Raw genomic sequence first — 13,215 nt, forward strand, 5'->3', positions numbered from 1 at the left:
GCTAGACCTGTCCCCCCGGGAGGCCGCTGACACGTTCGAGCAACCTCAGCGATCCCGTCGCTGATACCTCTCGGAACTGACCGGAATCGAGTGCGCGACAGTAGATGTAATACGGTGGCCGCCCGCCGTCCTTCGGGTCGGGAAACACGTCGTGGATGACCAGTGCCCCACCGGTGTCGACCCACTTGGCCCAGCCGTCGAAGTCCTGGTTCGCGGCCGCTTCGCTGTGGCCGCCGTCGATGAACAAAAACTGCAGCGGTGCGCGCCACGCCCGCGCCACCAGCGGTGACTTGCCGACGATCGCGACGACGTGGTCGTCCAGTCGGGCGGTGTCGAGCGCACGACGAAACGTCGGCAACGTGTCGAACAATCCCGTCACGTCGTCCACCATCGACGCGTCGTGATATTCCCACCCGGCCTGGTGCTCCTCGGAGCCGTGATGGTGGTCGACCGTGTAGAGCACGCTGCCGGTTTGTTGCGCCGCTGCGCCCAGCAAAAGGGTGGATTTGCCGCAGTACGTGCCGATCTCGACGCCGATTCCGCCCCCGAGGTACCGCAGCGCCGCGTCGTACAGCGCCCGCCCCTCGTCGGCCGGCATGAAACCTTGGACCTGTTCGGCCAGCGCGAACAAGCGCTCGGGCGCATTCGCGTCGACGTGACTCATCAGCTGAACCTATCGTCTCGCTGGACACCGCCGGCGCCGTGGTCGGTGTTCGCGGTGAGCGATCACCTGCGGTCTGTGCACGGGCTCCCCAGCGCGCGGAGCGGGTTCGCTCTACCATCATCTGCGTGCGCGCCTTGCTTCTCCGCAACTTTGCTGGTGTTGGCCTCGCCGCGGTCACGGCCGCGGCCGCCCTGATGCTGCCCGCCGCGGTGCTTCCCCCCGGGGCGCCGGGGCCGGTCCCATCGGCCGCGGCCGCCAACTGCCCGCCGGTCCAGATCGTGTTCGCCCGCGGCCGTAACGAATCACCCGGCCCAGGCGTGCTGGGGAACGCGTTCATCAGCGATGTGCGCAACAAGGTGAACCGGACCGTTGGCGTGTACGCCGTGCAGTATCCGGCCGACACCGAGGTCGCCCAGGGTGCCAACAACATGAGCCACCACGTCCAGGACGTGATCAACAGTTGCCCCGACACCCGACTGGTGCTGGGCGGATACTCGCTGGGCGCGGCCGTCACCGACGTCGTGCTGGCGGCGCCCATCGGCGCGTTCGGGTTCGACAGCCCGTTGCCGCCCGGCGCCGATCAGCACATCGCCGCCGTCGCGCTGTTCGGCAACGGAAGCCAGTGGGTCGGTCCGATCACCAACTTCAACCCGACCTACAACGACCGGACCATCGAGTTGTGCCACGGCGCGGATCCCGTCTGCAACCCGGCCGACCCGAACACCTGGAAGGAAAACTGGCCACAGCACCTCGCGGGCGCCTACATCGACGCGGGCATGGCCAACCAGGCGGCGGACTTCGTCGCCAGCAAGCTCTGAGCGAGTTGGGCAACGCTTGCACGATCTCGCCAACACCCGAGAGGAGACGCAATGCCGCGTCTGAAGCCGATCCCGCGGAGTGACGTCGGCGACGAATTCACGCTGAAGATGTATGACTTCATGTTCGGCGATCGTGATCCGGTGGCCGAGCCGGGCACCATCGGTGGCACCCCCGGCAATTGGTGGACGGTGATGGCGCAGTCACCCGCCGCCCTGCGCCATGCCGTCCGCGGCTTCCGCCTCTATCGCGAAGAGGTCTCCATCCGGGCCGATCACCGGGAATTGGGCCAGATCCGGGCGGGCTGGGTGGTCGGCAGTCAATTCGTGTTCTCGCAGCACTGCAAAGCGTGCCGGTCGGCGGGATTGTCCGAGGAGAAAATTGCGGCAATACCGTCGTGGGAGACCGCCGACTGTTTCGATCACACCGAGAGGTTATTGCTGGCGTACGCGGATTGCCTTGCGGGCCAACATGGTCGGGTACCCGAGCGGTTGTTCGCTCAGTTACGTGAGGTCTTCACCGACACCGAGGTACTCGAATTCACTTACACCACCACCATGTACGTAATGCACGCCATCATGTCCCGCGCATTGCGGCTGGAATTCGACGATGTCGACGACCCGGTCGTCGAGATCGACGACCCGAATGGCGGCGGTGTCCTTGACATCGGCGCCGCGACATCCGGAAGTGACTGACATGGGCGGGTCGGCCGCCGTGCGGAGCTGACACAGCTCGACATCGAGCCCGCTAGATATTCGAGGCCTATCCGGCCGGCGATCCGTTGATTGCTCGCGAGCGGAGGTAAGTGCGGCGGGATTGTGGACCGCCGCAATTTAGTGGCGAATTCAGGCGGGCGTATTGCCGCTGGAGTAAAGCTTCAAATTGCGGACCATCGGAACGACCGGGTTACCAGAGGCTGCGGCGCGCTGACGGGCGCGAAATGAAGGATGACGCCGCACTGCGTCATTACGTTCGCGTTCCCGCCGCTGCGCGGCGATCCAGGCCGGATGGGAGTGAAGGAACATAACCGTGCCTTCTGGTGTATTTGCCACGATCGTCACTCCTCTCAGTACCACCCGCAAAAGCTACAACAGTGTGGCTATCGGATCGTGATTCCAGAATGCCCGCCATATCCTGAGACCAAACCATCTGTCAAGATGAGAATTGGCCGTGAATTTGCGAGCGTAATCCGTTGCCACTGCCGTGCTGTCGTCCCTGCTGGTCCGACCGCAATCAGAACCATAGCGACGGGCACCGACAGAATTCCCGTTTTAACCTCAGGCAGGGTTGGCTGCTAGGGTCCCTTGCTTATGCCGGAGATCGATCGCCGCCGCATGATCCTGACAACCGGGATCGGAGTGCTGGCGGCCGCGCTGCCAGGGCCGAAGGCCTGGGCCTACCCGTCCCGACAGGATGAGCCTGCCGGGCGGATACCGCCCCCCGCCGCCCCCAGCGGCCAGGCGGGGTCCTACATCTTTTCCGACGAGTTCGACGGTCCGGCCGGCTCGGCGCCCGACGCTTCCAAGTGGGCGGTGGCCAAAGCCCGCGAGACGATCAAAGATCCCACCTACTGGGAGCTGCCAGAGCACATCGGGCAGTACCGCGACGATCGCCGCAACGTGTTCCTGGACGGCAATTCCAACCTCGTCCTGCGCGCGGCCAAGGATGGCCCCACCTACTTCAGCGGCAAGGTGCAGAGCCTGTGGCGCGGCGGCGTCGGCCACACCTGGGAAACCCGGATCAAGCTGAACTGCCTCACCGCCGGCGCGTGGCCGGCCTACTGGCTGGGCAATGACGATCAGGGCGAGATCGACGTCATGGAGTGGTACGGCAACGGCAGTTGGCCGTCGGCAACCACCGTGCACGCCAAAGCCAACGGCGGCGAGTGGAAGACCCACAACATCGCGGTGGACAGTGCCTGGCACACCTGGCGCTGCCAATGGGATCAGGCCGGCATCCGCTTCTGGAAGGACTATGTCGACGGCGCCGCGCCCTACTTCGACGTGCCGGCGAGCTCGCTGCCGGATTGGCCCTTCAACGGAGCGGGTTACACGGTGTACCCGGTGTTCAACTTGGCGGTGGCCGGTTCCGGCGGCGGCGATCCCGGGTCGGGCAGCTACCCCGCCGACATGCTCGTTGACTGGATCCGCGTCTGGTAGGTATCGCTGCGGGGTAAGCGCGTAAGCCTCTAGTGGGTCAGCAGGGCGACCGCAGACGTGGGTTTGCGGCCTGGCCGGCGCAAATCCGATCGTCGCCACGTGAGTGGCCGCATCAAGACGGGTAAGCGGTGGAGCTTGTTGGCGGTCTCGAGCACCGATTCGGCTTCGACGGTCCGCCAGCCCAGGTCTTCGAAGAAGGCCAGCCCGTTCTCGGGAGCGAATTTGAACGGCGCGTTCTGCGAAATTCCCGCGACGTTCTTGTTGATTCTCCTTTTCAGCCCGGGAAAGGCGAAATCGAGCATCCACCAGGCGACCTCGGGTCGCTGGATCGCACCCGAAAGCGCCGCGATGTCGGAGGTCTCCAGATACATCGACAATCCCTCGGTCAGCACGAAGGCCTTCGTCGCGCCGTCCAGCGCGTCGTTGAGAAACGCGTCTCGGGCCTGCGGGTCGGCGAGGTCGACGGCAGTCCGGGTCAGTCGGCAGTGGGGGGTTTGGTCGGTGAGCGCTTGCGTCTTCTCCGCGAGCAGCTTGGGCAGATCGGCCTCGATCCAGGTGAGCTCGGACGGGAGCTCTAGGCGGTAGGGCCTGGTGTCCAGGCCGGCGGCCAGATTCAGCACGCGATCGCAGCCGTGCGCGAGAGCGTCGGCGATGGCGTCGTCGATCAGCTTGGTGCGTGCGACCAGCCACCAGCCGTTGCGATCGGATCGGGGAAAGTTGTCGACGATCGCGCGGCCGTGTTCACCGGCGAGGCGTTCCGCGAGCGGGTCACGGAACAGCGCATCGGGGCGCGCCGATTCGGTTGCCCTGTGTAACGCCGTCCACCGGGCCGTATCGGAAACATGGGTAATGGTGTGCGATGGACCAGACATACGTTGCGTTATAGCAGTACCGGCGCCGCCCTACTGCCCGGCCCTGCCTCCGGCGAACCAGGCGGCCGTTACCGCGCGGGTTGCAGGCGGTGCAAGGACGGCGTCGGGCGCGCCCAGGCGACCGACTTTGACGGTCCACACCGGCGGTGAGCGGTCGATGCAGGTTCCTGCGCCCTGGCTGGGCAGCCACAACACGGCAGGGTCGCTCCCGCCGCTGCCGCCGCAACCGTAGACGCCGACGTATCCGTCGGCACGCCCACCCCACGCGCCGCCGTTGCGCAGCAGGCAGTGCGTCCCGTCGTCGAGGGCGAGCGCGAACGGGTCCGGATTGGCCGTCGGATGCACGGGCGGAAGCTGGCCGTCGAACATCACCCGGTGCATCCGCATGTCCCACGGATCGTCAACGCACAGAAGAGATCCCGGGGTTGAGGGCCAGCAGGTGCCGGCTCCGGCCGCGCTCGGCGAACAGTAGTAGACGTTGTCTTCAACCGCCGACGGCGACGGTTGCGAGCAGTTGTCGGCCCGCCCGACGTTGCCCGGTCCGGATGCGACCTTGTAGCCGTTCATCGCTTCGCCGCCAGGCCCGACGGCCATCACGGTGATCACCTCGGTGGACGGCGGGTCGGCGCCCGCGGGGCCGCCCGACGAGGTTGCGATCAGCGCAGTCAGCAGGGCGACCCAGATTAGGGCCACGCGGGGCATGTTCATCGAGGCAACCCTTCTCCAGGCCCCCTGTGCAGCGTAGAGCGCACGCGAGGGTTGCGGCGCGGAATCGGCGGTGCGGTCGGCGGCAGCCGATTGGGATCGGTAGCCGCCTTGCGGCTCTGTACTTACCGCAACGACGCCGCCACTCAAGGCGGCGCCCCAGGAAAGGAAGACAGCAATGAACATCGTGCCGACCAGCATCCAAGAACAGATCAACCGCGTCGATCGCCAACGGAGCCTGTACATCGGGATCAGCACCGGCCTACTGGCGGTCTGGAGCTTTTACCGGGTGATCTGGATGCTTTATATCGGAATGACTTTCGGCTGGTTTTTCGGCGCGATGGCCTTCCAGCTGGTGCTGTGGGCCGTGATCGGCACCGTCGCCGCGGTGGCCTCCGTCGGGTTCCTCACTCGCTACCGCAAGGGATCTTGACACGTCCGACGGGCATCGGAGCAGTCCCGGACCTGGTCGGTCCGGGACTTTCCTTGTGCGACAACAGGTTTAGAGCTGGGCCCACACCGACTTCGTCTTCAGGTAGATCTCGAGGCCCTCTCTACCGAACTCGTGACCCCAGCCGGACTGCTTGTACCCGCCGAACGGCACATCGTGGTCGAAGACCAGCTGGCAGTTGACCTGGACGCTGCCGGCCTGCAGTCGCCGCATGATGCGGTGGGCCCGGCCGAGGTTCTCCGTCCATGCGGTCGCGGCCAGGCCGTAGGTGGTGTCGTTGGCCAGCGCCACGGCCTCGTCCTCGTCGTCGAACGGCAGGATGGTGACCACCGGACCGAAGATCTCCTGTTGGTACAGCCGCATGCTGGTGTCGACGTTGGTAAGCACCGTCGGGTGGACGAAGTAGCCCTTGCGGTCCAGCCGGTGGCCGCCGGTGACCACCTCCACGCCGTCTTTCTTGCCCTCGTCGATGAAGCCCATGACCCGGGTCAGCTGCTTCTGACTGATCAGCGGCCCGCTGACGCAGCCCTCCTCGCTGGGGGCGCCCAGCTTGAACGAATTCGCCATCATCGCAATGCCTTCCACGACCCGGTCGTAGACACCGCGCTGGGCGAAGATGCGCGACCCGCACACGCAGCCCTGGCCGGAGTGCACGAAGATGCCCAACGACGCCATCATGATGGCGTTGTCCAGGTTCGCGTCGTCGAAGATCAGCACCGGCGATTTCCCGCCGAGTTCGAGCGTGACCTTCTTCAGGTTGTCCGCCGAGGCCCGCACGATCTCCTTGCCGACCTCGGTCGAGCCGGTGAAGGCGACCTTCTGCACATCGGGGTGTGCGGTGATCGCGGCGCCCGCGGTGTGACCGTAGCCGGTCAACAGGTTGACCACCCCCTCGGGCACGCCGGCCTCGTGGACGAGTCGGTCCAACAGCAGCGCCGACAGCGGCGTCTCCTCGGCCGGTTTGACGAGCAGGCTGCCGCCCGCGGCCAGTGCCGGGGCAAGCTTCGCGCTGGCGTTGAAGATCGGGCCGTTCCACGGGAAGATCAGGCCCACCACGCTGTACGGCTCTTTGAGCGTGTAGGCGTGCATGTTGACGTAGTTGTCGGTCGCGATGCCGTCGGTCTTGACGTCGTACGCGACACCATTGATCTTCGAACACCAGCCGGCGTAGTAGCGGAAGAACTCCGAACAGGTCGACATCTGCAACTGTGCCTGCAGCAGCGGCATGCCGGTGTTGAGCGAGTCGAGCTGAGCGAACTCCTCGGCGTGTTCGTCGATCAACTCCCCGATCCGCCACAGGATCTTGGCTCGCTCGCGGCCCGGAAGCTCTGACCAGATCCCCGACTCGAACGTCGCCTTCGCCCGCGCGGCGGCCTCGTCGACCGCCTCTTGCCCGCAGTCGGTGAATTCGGTGATGGTCTCCTCGGTGGCGGGATCGATGACCGAGATGACGTCACCCGTTCCGGGGCGCTTGCGAATGTCGTCCAGTACCGCCTGCACCGTCATCTGATCCCTTTCGTATTGCCAGTCGTGGCGCCCCGGCGCCCCATGCGCTCAGTGCTGAGCACTTGCTTAGCATTGTGCACACGGCTGGTCAAGCACGATCGGCTCGGCCGCCGAACGTCGAGTCGTCGGGGACTACTTCAAGAAATCGGCACCACAAGTCGATGGTCGGCGCGTCTATGCGACGAGCTCCGGGTGAAATTTCGCCGCCATGCGGCGGATTCCGTCGCGCCAGTCGACCGAGGTGCCGCCGATGAGTTCGTGCATGCGGTCGATCGTGGTGGGGTTGCCGCGCAGCGCTTGTTCGCTCGCCTCGAAGATCGGCTCCTTGCCGACGAGTGAGCCGAGGAAGTCGCACCACTCCTGCAGGCTGACCGTCTGGTCGCCGCACCAATTGACCGTGGTCGCTGGAACGGACGCGACCTCGAGCAGCTTGGGAATGGTCGCGATGATGTCGTCCTCGTGAATCGGGTTGTAGCGGGCGGGCTCACCGGGTGGGACGGGAATCGGGATGTCGCCCAGCATCATCTCCATGTGATAGAACGGCCATCCGCCGTTGTCGCCGTAGGGGACGTTGAGCCGGGCGATCGTGGTGGGCACGCCGACGATGCGCGCCACCGATCGCGCGACCACCTCCCCGGCGATCTTGGAGATCGAGTAGGTGGGAAACAGCGGCTTGTGGTTGTCGCCGAGGGCGGACCGCTCGCTGCGGGGGTCGTCGCCCGGCGGGTCGTACACGGCGGCCGACGAGCAATGCAGGAAGGCTTTTGCGTTGCGGCAGTGGGCCATCAGCAGGCCGACCGACTCGGCGTTGGCCGCCAGGTCCTTGTCCCAGCTTCCGCTCTTGGCCACCGCCAAGTTGAGGACATAGTCGAAATCCGTTGGCAGGGCCGTGAAGTCGCCGGCCGCGAGATTCACCTTCTCGCAGCGAATCCCGGCCTTTTCGAGGCCTTCCCGCGCGGCGGGGTCGGTGAAACGGGCGATTCCCCAGACCTCGTTGTCGGCGGCGAGCGCCCGGGCGATGGGGGTGGCGATTTGACCGGTCGGGCCGGTGATCAGGATTTTTGAGCCACGCATGCGCGCAATGGTAGCCAGTACCTACAGCCCGGGCTGGTCTTCGATGATGCCCAGCCAGATCTGCGCGACGTCGATGGCGACTTTCTCGCTGATGAAGGCGTGCTGGGTTCCGGTGTAGATGTCCCGGAAGGCGCGTTCCAGCCGGCTGCCTTCGCGGATCGAACTGGTCCCGGCGGCCAGATGCGCCCACTCGGCACAGCCACGGGCCGTGTCGGTGGCGTAGACGGCGGCCACCCGCATGTCCGCACGCAGCGCCGGTGTCAGGTCCTCCCCCGACTCCACTGCGGCCTCGGCGGTGGTGAACGCGTCGAGGACCAGGAGCCGAGCCGCGCGCCAGGCGGCGCGGTGATGCGCCAAGCCCTTCTGGAAGGTCGGGCGGCTGGCCAGCGACGCCATGTCGCTCATGCGGAACTTCGTCGCGGCCAACTCTTGGACGTCGTCGAGCATGCTCTTGGCCACGCCCAGCGCCCACGACGCGTGCCCGGCGGCGGTCACCGGCATCAGCCCCATCCGGGTGGCCGGCGACGTCCCCCGGTAGGGCTGACGCACGAACAGTTCGAACGTGCGGCTCTCGGGAACGAACACCTCCTGCGCGCTGTAGTCATAGGAACCGGTTCCCTTCAGCCCCTGCACGAACCAGCCGTCGTTGAAACTGATCTCCGCCCGCGGAATCACGGCCACCCGCATCTCGGGGAAACCCTCGCTGATCCAGCGCATCTGGCCGTCGTCCATCGGCATGAAGCCAGCCGCAACGTATTCGGAGTGACCGATGCCCGAACCGAAGTTCCACGCGCCGGTCACCAGGTAGCCGCCGTCGACGGCGGCGCCTTGTCCGTTGGGGAAGAACTGGCCGCCCATCGTGACCCGGTTGTCGTGCGCGGTGAACACTTCGGCGAAGCCCTCGTCGGGCAGATACGCCGCCGCGGCGAAGGACGACGGCAGATTGGCGATCCCTATCCAGCCGAACGACCCGTCCTGCCAAGCCATTTCGATCCAGGTCTCGATCATCTCGGTGAACGACGGCTCGACACCGCCGGCCACGACCGGGTTGAACGCCGACATCAGCCCGCTGGACCACATCGCATCGACGATCGCCGGCGTGAGGGTGCGCATCCGCTCGGATTGGGCGGCTTCGGCGCGCACCAGCTCTCGCATACCGCGGGCCAGCGCGACAACCCGGTCTGCGGTGTCGGCGATCGAGGTCATGAGGGTGACCGTATCAACCACCGACGGCTTTAAGAATGGAAATCACCTGCCGCGCGCGTCGTTTACGGTGTGGTGGTGCGGTGGATTGTCGACGGCATGAATGTGATCGGAAGTCGTCCCGATGGCTGGTGGAAGGACCGCAACGGTGCCATGGTCGCATTGGTGGAAAGACTGGATCGATGGGCGTCGGGCCAAGGAGAAACCGTGACAGTGGTTTTTGAGCGACCCCCGTCGACGGCCATCACATCATCGGTGGTCGAGGTCGCGCACGCACCCAGGGCGGCCGCGAATTCGGCCGACGACGAGATCGTCCGCCTCGTCGCGGCCGCCGCTGCGCCGCACGACATTCGGGTCGTGACATCCGACAGAGCGTTGACCGAACGGGTGCGGAGTTTCGGCGCCTCCGTCCACCCGTCGGAAAGCTTCCGCGACCTCATCGATCCGCGGCACCGATGACCGCCGGCAGCCCTGGCGGCGCACCCAACCGGGTCTGCGCGCTTGCACAGATCGACATCCCGATCATCCAGGCGCCGATGACGTATATCGCCGGGGCCCGGCTGGCCGCTGCGGTGTCGAACGCCGGTGCGCTGGGCGTCATCGAGACCACCTCGGACCAGGGGCGAGCCGACCTGCGGCGGGTGCGCGAGCTGACCGACGGGGCGGTCGGCGCGAACATCGCCTTGCTGTTCAACCGTGACCCGGCAATGGTGGAATTGCTTGTCGCCAACGGCATTCGGTTCGTGACCACGTCGGCGGGCAGCCCTTCGGTGTTCACCGAGCGGCTCCACGACGCGGGCATCACGGTGTTTCACGTGGTGGGCACCCTGGCCGCGGCCAAGAAGGCCGTCGACGCCGGCGTGGACGGGCTGGTGGTCGAGGGCGTCGAAGGAGGCGGGTTCAAGAACCGGTTCGGGGCGTCCACCATGGTGCTGCTGCCGTTGGTGGCGGCCCACGTCGACATCCCGATCGTGGCCGCCGGAGGGATCTGCGACGCGCGGTCCATGGCGGCCGCTTTTGTTCTCGGCGCCGAAGCGGTGCAGATGGGCACCCGGCTCCTCGCGTCTGCGGACTCGCCGGTGCACGGCAACCTCAAGCAGGCGGTCGTCGACGCCGACGAGACCGGCACGGTGATGCTCCCCCTCGACGGCACCCGGATGATGCGTGTCATCCGTACGCCCGCCGCCGAGCGGCTTGACGCCGCGACGTCTGCCGCAGAGGGCGCCGCGGCACTACAACGCGTGCAGCGGCTCTACTTCGACGGCGACCTGGACGCCAGTGTCGCCAACACCGGTCAGGTGGCCGGCCGCATTCGAGATCTGCCGCCGGCCGCCGACATCATCAAGGAGATGTGGACCGGCTGCCGCGAGGTGCTGGCGGCCACCTCAACGCGAGTGGGCCAGCCCTAGCTCAGGCCGCCCAGGGGGCGATCAGCTCGCCGCCGCCAGCGCCGCGTCGTAGTTGGGCTCCTGCGCGATCTCGGGCACCAGTTCGGTGTAGGAGACATTGCCATCGGCGCCGATCACCACGATGGCCCGGGCGAGCAAGCCCGCCATCGGACCGTCCGTGATGGTGACCCCGTAGTCCTCGCCGAAGCTGTCGCGGAATGCCGAACCGCTCTTGACGTTCTCGATGCCCTCGGCGCCACAGAAGCGCGCCTGCGCGAACGGCAGGTCCTTCGAGACGTTCACCACGGTCGCCCCGCCACCCGCGGCGCGCTCGTTGAAGGTGCGCACGCTGGTGGCGCACACCGGTGTGTCGATAGACGGAAAGATGTTGAGCACCAAGGGCTTACCGCCGAATTGCTCGCTGCTCACCGGGGCCAGATCGCCGCCGACCAGACTGAAGGCCGGGGCTTTGGATCCGACGGCAGGCAGCTCGCCGACAGTGTTGATCGGGTTTCCACGCAACGTTATCTGTGCCATGGGCAACAGTCTGCCAAGGCCGCCGCGGCCGCGGTGGGGCAGGTCCCATGTCCTAATTGGTGGGATACATGGCGTAGACGACGCACCCCGGCGTGCCCAACACTGAATCTATGGCGCGCAAAGTGGTGATCGTCGGCTTTCCCGGCGTGCAGGCGCTCGACGTGGTGGGACCTTATGACGTCTTCACGGGCGCATCGCTGCTGACGGGCGGCGGCTACGAGGTCGTGATGTCGTCGGTCGCCGGGCAGCCGGTGCGGACGGCCACCGGCCTGTCCTTCGTGGCCTCCCCGTTACCGGAGCCGGACGACCGGATCGACACGGTCGTGCTGCCCGGGGGCGCCGGTGTCGACGCCGCCCGTGCCGACGCCGAGCTGGTCGCCTGGATCAAGACCGTCGCCACACACGCCCGGCGCATCGTGACGGTATGCACCGGCGCGTTTCTCGCGGCCGAGGCGGGCCTGTTGGACGGGCAACGGGTGACCACCCACTGGGCCTTCGCCGACCGGTTGGCCGATGAATTCCCCGCCATCGACGTCGATGCCGATCCGATCTTCGTGCGGAGTTCGGAGACCGTATGGACCGCCGCGGGCGTCACCGCGGGCATCGACCTCACGCTCGCGCTGATCGAGGACGATCATGGCACCGAGCTCGCGCAGACGGTCGCGCGCTGGCTCGTGCTGTATCTGCGCCGGCCGGGCGGGCAGACGCAGTTCGCGGCGCCGGTCTGGATGCCGCGGGCCAGGAGGGACTCGATCCGCGACGTGCAGGAGACCATCGAGGCCGAGCCGGGCGGCCCGCACAGCATCGAGGATCTGGCTCGCCGTGCCGCGATGAGCCCGCGCCACTTCACCCGGGTGTTCACCGCCGAAATCGGCGAGGCGCCCGGCCAATACGTCGAACGCATCCGCACCGAAGCCGCGCGCCGGCAACTCGAGGAGACCGACGACACCGTCGTCGCGATCGCGGCCCGGTGTGGCTTCGGCACGGCGGAAACCATGCGACGCAATTTCCTTCGCCGCGTAGGCATCTCGCCCGACCAATACCGCAAGGCCTTCGCCTGACACCGAAAGGACTCTCAATGACCCAAATCGCCATCGTGGCCTATCCGGGATTCACCGCGCTGGACATGATCGGTCCGTACGAGGTGCTGCGCAATTTGCCCGGTGCCGACGTGCGCTTCGTGTGGCACGAAGCCGGGCCGATCACCGCCGATTCCGGTGTGCTGGTCATCGGCGCGACGCACTCACTGGCCGAAACCCCTTCCCCCGACGTGATTCTCGTCCCAGGGGGTCCATCGACGCCGGTTCACGCCCGCGACGAGGCGCTGCTCGACTGGTTGCGGCGGGCCCACCAGAGCGCGAGCTGGACGACGTCCGTGTGCTCGGGGTCGGTGATTCTCGCGGCGGCCGGCCTGCTCGAGGGCCGCCGTGCGACGTCGCACTGGCTGACCGTTCCCGCGCTGAAGGCATTCGGCGCGGTTCCCGTGGCCGACGAGCGGATCGTGCATCAGGACGACATCGTCACCTGTGCGGGCGTGTCCGCCGGGCTCGACCTCGCGCTGTGGCTGGCCGCACGGATCGGCGGCGAATCCCGCGCGAAGGCGATTCAACTCGCGCTCGAATACGACCCGCAGCCGCCGTTCGACTCGGGTCACATGTCGAAGGCCTCGGCGACCACGAAGGCCGCCGCGACGGCGCTGCTCTCCCGCGACAGTGTGAAACCCGCCAACGTGAAAGCCACGACCCTGCTCGCCTGGGAGCAGGCGCTGGGCAAGGTCCGATCGCGGCGGACGCGCGCGCGTGTCGCTGCCCGCACACCGTAGGTAGTCAGCAGAGCGCTA

Annotated in this window: 16 protein-coding genes; 8 read left to right on the plus strand and 8 right to left on the minus strand. The window is 66.7% G+C overall.

Annotated elements, in window-relative coordinates; all coding sequences use genetic code 11:
• Window position 1: 1 nt before the first annotated feature.
• Entirely contained in the window at window positions 2-664 is a 663-nt protein-coding gene (locus AC5Y7E_RS17545) for a class I SAM-dependent methyltransferase (protein ID WP_499950019.1), read from the minus strand.
• A gap of 125 nt (window positions 665-789) precedes the next feature.
• Here AC5Y7E_RS17545 and AC5Y7E_RS17550 point away from each other — a divergent pair, with 125 nt between their 5' ends.
• Complete coding sequence (locus tag AC5Y7E_RS17550) at window positions 790-1,482, plus strand: cutinase family protein (protein WP_499950020.1); 693 nt, start codon at window positions 790-792, stop codon at window positions 1,480-1,482.
• Between the two features lie 51 nt (window positions 1,483-1,533).
• Window positions 1,534-2,175, plus strand: coding sequence for a carboxymuconolactone decarboxylase family protein (locus AC5Y7E_RS17555; RefSeq protein WP_499950021.1), 642 nt, complete (start codon window positions 1,534-1,536; stop codon window positions 2,173-2,175).
• 150 nt (window positions 2,176-2,325) lie between these two features.
• On the opposite strand, the gene AC5Y7E_RS17560 is transcribed toward AC5Y7E_RS17555, so the two are convergent.
• Complete coding sequence (locus AC5Y7E_RS17560; protein ID WP_499950090.1) at window positions 2,326-2,541, minus strand: hypothetical protein; 216 nt, start codon at window positions 2,539-2,541, stop codon at window positions 2,326-2,328.
• Window positions 2,542-2,790: 249 nt separating this feature from the next.
• Between AC5Y7E_RS17560 and AC5Y7E_RS17565 the strand changes: the two genes are divergently transcribed.
• The gene (locus AC5Y7E_RS17565) at window positions 2,791-3,639 is read left to right on the plus strand and encodes a glycoside hydrolase family 16 protein (protein ID WP_499916388.1); all 849 of its coding nucleotides are present in this window, start codon (window positions 2,791-2,793) and stop codon (window positions 3,637-3,639) included.
• 29 nt (window positions 3,640-3,668) lie between these two features.
• On the opposite strand, the gene AC5Y7E_RS17570 is transcribed toward AC5Y7E_RS17565, so the two are convergent.
• Both AC5Y7E_RS17570 and AC5Y7E_RS17575 read right to left on the minus strand, forming a co-directional pair.
• Window positions 3,669-4,511, minus strand: coding sequence for a class I SAM-dependent methyltransferase (locus AC5Y7E_RS17570; protein WP_499950023.1), 843 nt, complete (start codon window positions 4,509-4,511; stop codon window positions 3,669-3,671).
• Window positions 4,512-4,541: 30 nt separating this feature from the next.
• On the minus strand, window positions 4,542-5,219 hold the full coding sequence (locus tag AC5Y7E_RS17575; protein ID WP_499950024.1) for a hypothetical protein: 678 nt from the start codon (window positions 5,217-5,219) through the stop codon (window positions 4,542-4,544).
• Window positions 5,220-5,394: 175 nt separating this feature from the next.
• Here AC5Y7E_RS17575 and AC5Y7E_RS17580 point away from each other — a divergent pair, with 175 nt between their 5' ends.
• Window positions 5,395-5,649 carry a hypothetical protein gene (locus tag AC5Y7E_RS17580; RefSeq protein WP_499950025.1) on the plus strand — a complete coding sequence of 85 codons (255 nt, stop codon included), beginning with the start codon at window positions 5,395-5,397 and terminating at the stop codon, window positions 5,647-5,649.
• Between the two features lie 69 nt (window positions 5,650-5,718).
• Here the strand turns inward: AC5Y7E_RS17580 and AC5Y7E_RS17585 are convergent, their stop codons facing one another.
• The 3 genes from AC5Y7E_RS17585 to AC5Y7E_RS17595 all read right to left on the minus strand — a co-directional run bounded on the left by AC5Y7E_RS17585 (window position 5,719) and on the right by AC5Y7E_RS17595 (window position 9,453).
• Window positions 5,719-7,173: an aldehyde dehydrogenase family protein gene (locus tag AC5Y7E_RS17585; RefSeq protein WP_499950027.1), complete on the minus strand. Its 1,455-nt coding sequence runs from the start codon at window positions 7,171-7,173 to the stop codon at window positions 5,719-5,721.
• A 174-nt stretch (window positions 7,174-7,347) separates the two neighbouring features.
• Window positions 7,348-8,247, minus strand: coding sequence for an NAD-dependent epimerase/dehydratase family protein (locus tag AC5Y7E_RS17590; protein ID WP_499950028.1), 900 nt, complete (start codon window positions 8,245-8,247; stop codon window positions 7,348-7,350).
• A gap of 21 nt (window positions 8,248-8,268) precedes the next feature.
• The gene (locus tag AC5Y7E_RS17595) at window positions 8,269-9,453 is read right to left on the minus strand and encodes an acyl-CoA dehydrogenase family protein (RefSeq protein WP_499950029.1); all 1,185 of its coding nucleotides are present in this window, start codon (window positions 9,451-9,453) and stop codon (window positions 8,269-8,271) included.
• Window positions 9,454-9,528: 75 nt separating this feature from the next.
• Here AC5Y7E_RS17595 and AC5Y7E_RS17600 point away from each other — a divergent pair, with 75 nt between their 5' ends.
• Both AC5Y7E_RS17600 and AC5Y7E_RS17605 read left to right on the plus strand, forming a co-directional pair.
• Window positions 9,529-9,909 (plus strand): NYN domain-containing protein, encoded by a 381-nt coding sequence (locus tag AC5Y7E_RS17600; RefSeq protein WP_499950031.1) that lies wholly within the window; start codon window positions 9,529-9,531, stop codon window positions 9,907-9,909.
• Window positions 9,906-10,859 (plus strand): NAD(P)H-dependent flavin oxidoreductase, encoded by a 954-nt coding sequence (locus AC5Y7E_RS17605; protein ID WP_499950032.1) that lies wholly within the window; start codon window positions 9,906-9,908, stop codon window positions 10,857-10,859. The genes AC5Y7E_RS17600 and AC5Y7E_RS17605 overlap by 4 nt, the downstream gene beginning before the upstream one ends.
• A gap of 21 nt (window positions 10,860-10,880) precedes the next feature.
• Here AC5Y7E_RS17605 and tpx read toward each other — a convergent pair whose 3' ends face one another.
• The gene (gene tpx, locus AC5Y7E_RS17610; RefSeq protein ID WP_499916405.1) at window positions 10,881-11,375 is read right to left on the minus strand and encodes a thiol peroxidase; all 495 of its coding nucleotides are present in this window, start codon (window positions 11,373-11,375) and stop codon (window positions 10,881-10,883) included.
• A 110-nt stretch (window positions 11,376-11,485) separates the two neighbouring features.
• On the opposite strand from tpx, the gene AC5Y7E_RS17615 reads away from it, so the two are divergent.
• Both AC5Y7E_RS17615 and AC5Y7E_RS17620 read left to right on the plus strand, forming a co-directional pair.
• Window positions 11,486-12,436, plus strand: a complete 951-nt coding sequence (locus AC5Y7E_RS17615; RefSeq protein WP_499950033.1) for a GlxA family transcriptional regulator — start codon at window positions 11,486-11,488, stop codon at window positions 12,434-12,436.
• Window positions 12,437-12,453: 17 nt separating this feature from the next.
• Window positions 12,454-13,197, plus strand: coding sequence for a DJ-1/PfpI family protein (locus AC5Y7E_RS17620; RefSeq protein WP_499950035.1), 744 nt, complete (start codon window positions 12,454-12,456; stop codon window positions 13,195-13,197).
• Window positions 13,198-13,215: the final 18 nt, after the last annotated feature.

Source organism: Mycobacterium sp. NGS17 (assembly GCF_059813205.1).